The organism is Treponema zioleckii, assembly GCF_014737315.1.
Classification (GTDB): Bacteria; Spirochaetota; Spirochaetia; order Treponematales; family Treponemataceae; genus Treponema_D; species Treponema_D zioleckii.
Genome location: NZ_JPUF01000106.1, coordinates 1 through 5,191 on the forward strand (window position 1 = coordinate 1; position 5,191 = coordinate 5,191).

Here is a 5,191-nt window from a genome sequence, read left to right on the forward strand (position 1 = left end):
TGCAATCGGCGTTTGCGACGGAATTGCAATGGGACACGAAGGAATGAAGTATTCGCTCGTAACCCGCGAACTTATTGCAGATTCAGTTGAGTGCGTGGCAAAAGCTCATCAGTTTGATGCCCTTGTTATGATTCCTAACTGCGACAAAATCGTTCCGGGAATGCTCATGGCGGCAGCTCGGCTTGATTTGCCGACAGTATTTGTTTCTGGCGGCCCGATGATGCCGGGGCATCTTCCGGGACACGACAGCACTAATCCATATTCAGGAAAAAATCTTTCGCTCACAGACATGTTCGAGGCTGTAGGCGGACTTGCCGTTGGAAAAGTTACCGAAAGTCAGCTTTGCGAAATGGAACATTACGCCTGCCCAGGTTGCGGAGCTTGTTCTGGAATGTTCACCGCAAATTCAATGAACTGTCTTACCGAAGTTCTGGGGCTTGGTCTTCCGGGAAACGGAACGATTCCAGCTGTTACAGGACGACGAATCGCGCTTGCAAAACATGCCGGAATGCAGGTAATGGAAATGTACAAACGCGGAATCACCGCACGACAGATGATGACTGCCGAGAACTTTAAGAACGCACTTGCCGCAGACATGGCACTCGGTTGCTCTTCAAACACAATGCTCCACGTTCCTGCTATTATGCACGAGGCCGGACTTGAACTTGACCTTCACGAGGTGAATGAAATTTCTGAGCGCACCCCGAACTTGTGCCATTTGGCACCTGCAGGACACACTTTTATGTGCGAACTTGACGACGCTGGCGGTGTTCAGGCTGTTCTTGCGGAGCTTGCAAAGAAGAATCTAATCAACACGTCGCTCATTACGGCGACCGGAAAAACAATCGCAGAAAATATTAAGGGCGTAAAAAACAGAAATCCAGAAATCTTGCGACCAATCGAAAATCCTTATTCTGATAACGGCGGAATCGCAGTGCTTTTTGGAAACCTCGCTCCAAACGGAACGGTCGTAAAACGTTCTGCCTGCGCAAAAGAGCTTATGCTTCACACGGGACCAGCCCGCGTATTTGACGATGAGTCGGCTGCAATGGAAGCAGTTCAGAAGGCTCAGATTCATGCAGGAGACGTTGTTGTAATCCGCTACGAAGGGCCTAAAGGCGGACCTGGAATGCGCGAAATGCTCGCTGTAACTGCGGCTCTCGCAGGTCAGGGACTCGACAAGCAGGTTGCGTTGATTACGGACGGTCGTTTCTCCGGAGCGACAAGAGGCGCTTCCCTTGGTCACTGCTCTCCGGAAGCTGCTGTTGGCGGACCAATCGCACTCGTTCAGGAAGGCGACAAAATCACGCTCGACATCAACAATTACAAGATTCATCTTGACGTTAGCGACGAAGAACTTGCAAGACGAAAGGCTGCATGGACTGCACCGGAGCCAAAAGTCAAGACCGGCTATCTTGCCCGATACGCAAAACTTGTAAGCTCTGCCGACAAGGGAGCTATTCTCCAGTAGGCTTGTTCGAAAAACTATAAAAGGGCATCTTTAAAAACTTCAGTTTTTAGGGATGACCAAAAAACTTGTCATGGGCTGACTAAAAAGTATTGTCATGCTGAACTAGTTTTGGTATGACACTGGTCAATGAACTTGGACAGCCCATGACACGAAACCCGGCATTCGGTCTAATTCATATTTTATGTTCTGCTTTTTTATTTTCTTGCAGCCCTGCGCAAAGCGATTCCGGTAAATCCGCCGTCAAGTGTAATATTGGTTTCGCTGCTTTTTTGAATCGCGACAGTTGCGTTTTCTATCAAAAGAACGATTTCGTCATCAACATCGAGGACTAAAACTTCCTGATTTGAATTTGAGTTTGCGTGGGCTAGGGCAAGATTTAAAAGCTGCTCCGTAACATCGTAGTCATTTTCAAAAAGATTAAGAATAATCTTTCCATCATCTTTTGAGACATTTTTGTAGAACGACTCAAGTTCGCTGAATCCGCTGAGATCGTAATTAAACTTATCCACACTCATAATAAAATAATCTGGCGTTGTTTTTGTAGCGAAAAAATCTTCGTCATAATAAACGGAGAAACCAAAAAGCGTGTAAAAATCATCTTTTAACGTAGTTTTCTTTTTTGCTGGCAAGAGCCATTCCGGAAAAATGTCTTCGTGGTAAATTGCACGGTATGAATTCCTTAAAATTTCTCTGTCTTCGCTGGCAATTTCTTTTGTGTTTTTTAAAATGACTTTTTGTGCGCCGAGCATTTCGTATTTTTTTAGCACATTCTCAATGCGGGATTCATGATTTTTTACCGTAAGATTCGTGATTTTTGTCTGCGGAACCATTGTTGCAAAAATGCAGAAAATCGAAAAAACGAGAAAAATCTCTCGCATGAATTTTCCCCGCTTGATGAACGGAAGAACCGTAAAAATCACGCTGAATGCGATGTAGTAAAGACTTGCCGTTCTTAGCGGAGTTAGTCCGAACGCCCGAATGCGGATTGCGACTGCAAAACATTGAACCACAATCAGCGGCAGAAGAATCATGGAACCGATTAGGTAAAATACTTTCGTGCCTTTTGAGTCAAATTCGTCGAGTGTAAAATAGAAGAAAATGTAAAGTGCAGTTGCAATGCAAACGAACGGACTTATTCTTCCCACCGGAAATGTCTGCAAAATCAAAAAAGTTTCGATTATGTAAATGTAAAGAATCGTAAGAAGAATCACATAAAACGGGAAAAGCACGTAAAGAATCGCCGTTTTGAATACTGCAGGACTCTTGTATTCATCTTCGTCTTTTTTTGCCGCATAGGAAACGAAAAGCAACGGTGCGATAAAAAAAGAATTCAAAATCAAAATTGAATAAAAAACTTTGTCGTAATCACTTACAGAGTGCTGAATGATTAACGTGATGATTGCAAGAAGAATTAATGTTGCGCACATCGTTGTTAAAAGAAAAATTCCAAGCGTTGCGAGTCCCGCTGCCAGGGCCTTTGAAAAAAATCGTTTTGTATGGAGCGAGAGCAAAAATCCGTTTGCCGACGCTAATGTGAGAATTCCGCCAAAAAAAACAGTGTACTTGTGCTGGCCAAGGCTCGAAAGGATAAAATAAAAAGCCGTAAACGACAGAACAACGCTCAAAGCCTGGCCTACAAGCTGAATTGTTCTTGAGGCCTTTAATTCCAGTGCAAGCTGCATTGCCACTGCAAAAAGCATTCCCCAAAGACAAGCGTTACCCGCGTTGTCCTGTATGATTGCATAAATCTGACCTGAATTGTTAAGAGTTAGTATAAAAAGTGCAGAAGCGCAAAGTCCGAGCAAAAATAAAGCTGGAAATCTAAGAAATGATGATGCAAGTGTTTTCCCAACGTTTTTAAAAATATTCATAAATAATTATCGGTGAAAAAACTTTTGCACATCGCTAAAAAGTCAAAAAATCGATATTTTTTTAAGCTCTTGAAAAATATTGTCATGATTCTTTTTGAATCCATATTTTTGAGCCTTAGCAAAATCCCGGAAAAGGCGCTTTTTGTGGCGGGCTTTCTGGGGAAAAGTGGATTATTTGGTATTCCTACAAATCGCGATTTGTGGGAAGAGATTGCATTCGGAAATTAATTAATGGACAGTAAGTTAAAGTCATAAAACTTCAGCGAATCAAAAGTATATTTTACTATAGTTTGTTCTTTATTTCCCCACTTCCAGTCCAAAATTAGCTCTCCAACATCCTTATACCTAGTATTTTTGTTTTTGGTGTTATAACAAAAAAAACCTGTTTGTAATATACAATAAAAACAAGATAAAGATGGTTTATAAACTAGCCCTAACCCGTATACATATAAATCAGATATTTGATTTTGAAAGGTTTTAGTATCAACATATATAAAATAATGATCGACTAATATACCTAAGCAAAAATCGCCAATCATGGCTTCTAAGTCACTAGGATCGTCCGATTTGATATATATATTATATCTTAAGTGAGTAACGCATATACGATAAAAATTAACAGGTTCTTCTGTCTCAAATTCAATATAATCAGAAGAAGTTTTGTTCTGCAAATAATCTTTCATCATTTGAGATTCAGATTCAAACTTTTTAATTAATAAAGGATGTACCATTTTTTGCTCCACCAAAGATCTCAACAGTTATCAGTTTTGAATCTTCCCAAATAGAGTTTACTTTCACACCTCCATTTGGTCCCATTAACAGAGATTCTCTTACTATTCTGCCAGTTTTTTGAATTTCTTTAACTGATAATGGGTCATTCAACACTTTATTAAAATAATTTGTAAGATATGCTCTAGTAAAATTCGAATCTCCTAATCCTATATTTTCAAGACTTTTTTTCATTGCAGCACTTCTGGCAATATTATGCGCATTTCCAGTTGCTTTTCCTAACAAATAGTCAAGTTTGCTTCCTAGTTCAGCACATCTATTGCTTACATTGGAAACTTGAGCAGTATTCGTTGTCGCATTTGAATTTGCGACAATTCCTAATGAGGTCGAAGGTGTATCAGCAATAACATTTCCAATAAGTTCTGCTCCAAAATAGGCAAGACCTAAATCTAATACCATTTCGCAACTGGCATCGAGTTCATAAATTGCAGCCTGAAAATAATTTCCAGCACTCCAGGCTTGAGATGCCATTTGTGTATAGTCGTAACCAAAATCAAGATTTTTAACTGCCGACCATGCTTCAGACCAATCTTTCTTTAACTGGTCCCAGCTATATCTTCCATCCGGGTCGGTATACCGCACCGGATTGTTCCCCGCGTAGTGGTAACAATTGAGATTGATTGGACTGACAGCCCGCAAATCTCAATGGATTTCAGGCATTTTCACGCCAAAAGTCCGCTTTTAGGCTCCATAAAGACAAAAATCAGCTCAGGTTTTAAAATCCTCCGTTAAGAATTTTATCGGCGGAAAACTTCCGTCCGCGAAAAATTCTAAAACCACTCGTCAGTTGATTCGGAGCGGTTTTAGAACTGTAAAAACTACGCTATATGTAGCGTAATCCTTAATTTTTCCCTGGAAAAGGCGCTTTTTGTGGCGGACTTTCCGGGGAAAAGTGGATTTTTTGGACTTCCCACAAATCGCGATTTTTTTGGGGGGAGATGAAAACAAAGCTAGTTTGCGCAGAGAAGGTGCACTAGTTTTCACACTGGATGAACTTTCTTCGCAGCTCAAAGTCTCCATGCTTTTTAGAGCCATTTTTCAGTTTTCATAAAATGAGACA

General features: G+C 41.0%; 4 protein-coding genes. 1 reads left to right on the forward strand and 3 read right to left on the reverse strand.

Annotated elements, in window-relative coordinates; translation table 11 throughout:
• On the forward strand, positions 1-1,471 hold a 1,471-nt coding region (gene ilvD / locus JI65_RS16300), incomplete at its 5' end, for a dihydroxy-acid dehydratase (protein ID WP_191018226.1).
• A gap of 194 nt (positions 1,472-1,665) precedes the next feature.
• Here the strand turns inward: ilvD and JI65_RS16305 are convergent.
• The 3 genes from JI65_RS16305 to JI65_RS16315 all read right to left on the reverse strand — a co-directional run bounded on the left by JI65_RS16305 (position 1,666) and on the right by JI65_RS16315 (position 4,713).
• Positions 1,666-3,342 carry a DUF4153 domain-containing protein gene (locus JI65_RS16305; protein WP_191018227.1) on the reverse strand — a complete coding sequence of 559 codons (1,677 nt, stop codon included), beginning with the start codon at positions 3,340-3,342 and terminating at the stop codon, positions 1,666-1,668.
• A gap of 224 nt (positions 3,343-3,566) precedes the next feature.
• Complete coding sequence (locus JI65_RS16310; protein ID WP_191018228.1) at positions 3,567-4,073, reverse strand: hypothetical protein; 507 nt, start codon at positions 4,071-4,073, stop codon at positions 3,567-3,569.
• Positions 4,051-4,713, reverse strand: coding sequence for a hypothetical protein (locus tag JI65_RS16315; protein ID WP_191018229.1), 663 nt, complete (start codon positions 4,711-4,713; stop codon positions 4,051-4,053). The genes JI65_RS16310 and JI65_RS16315 overlap by 23 nt, the downstream gene beginning before the upstream one ends.
• Between the last annotated feature and the right edge of the window lie 478 nt (positions 4,714-5,191).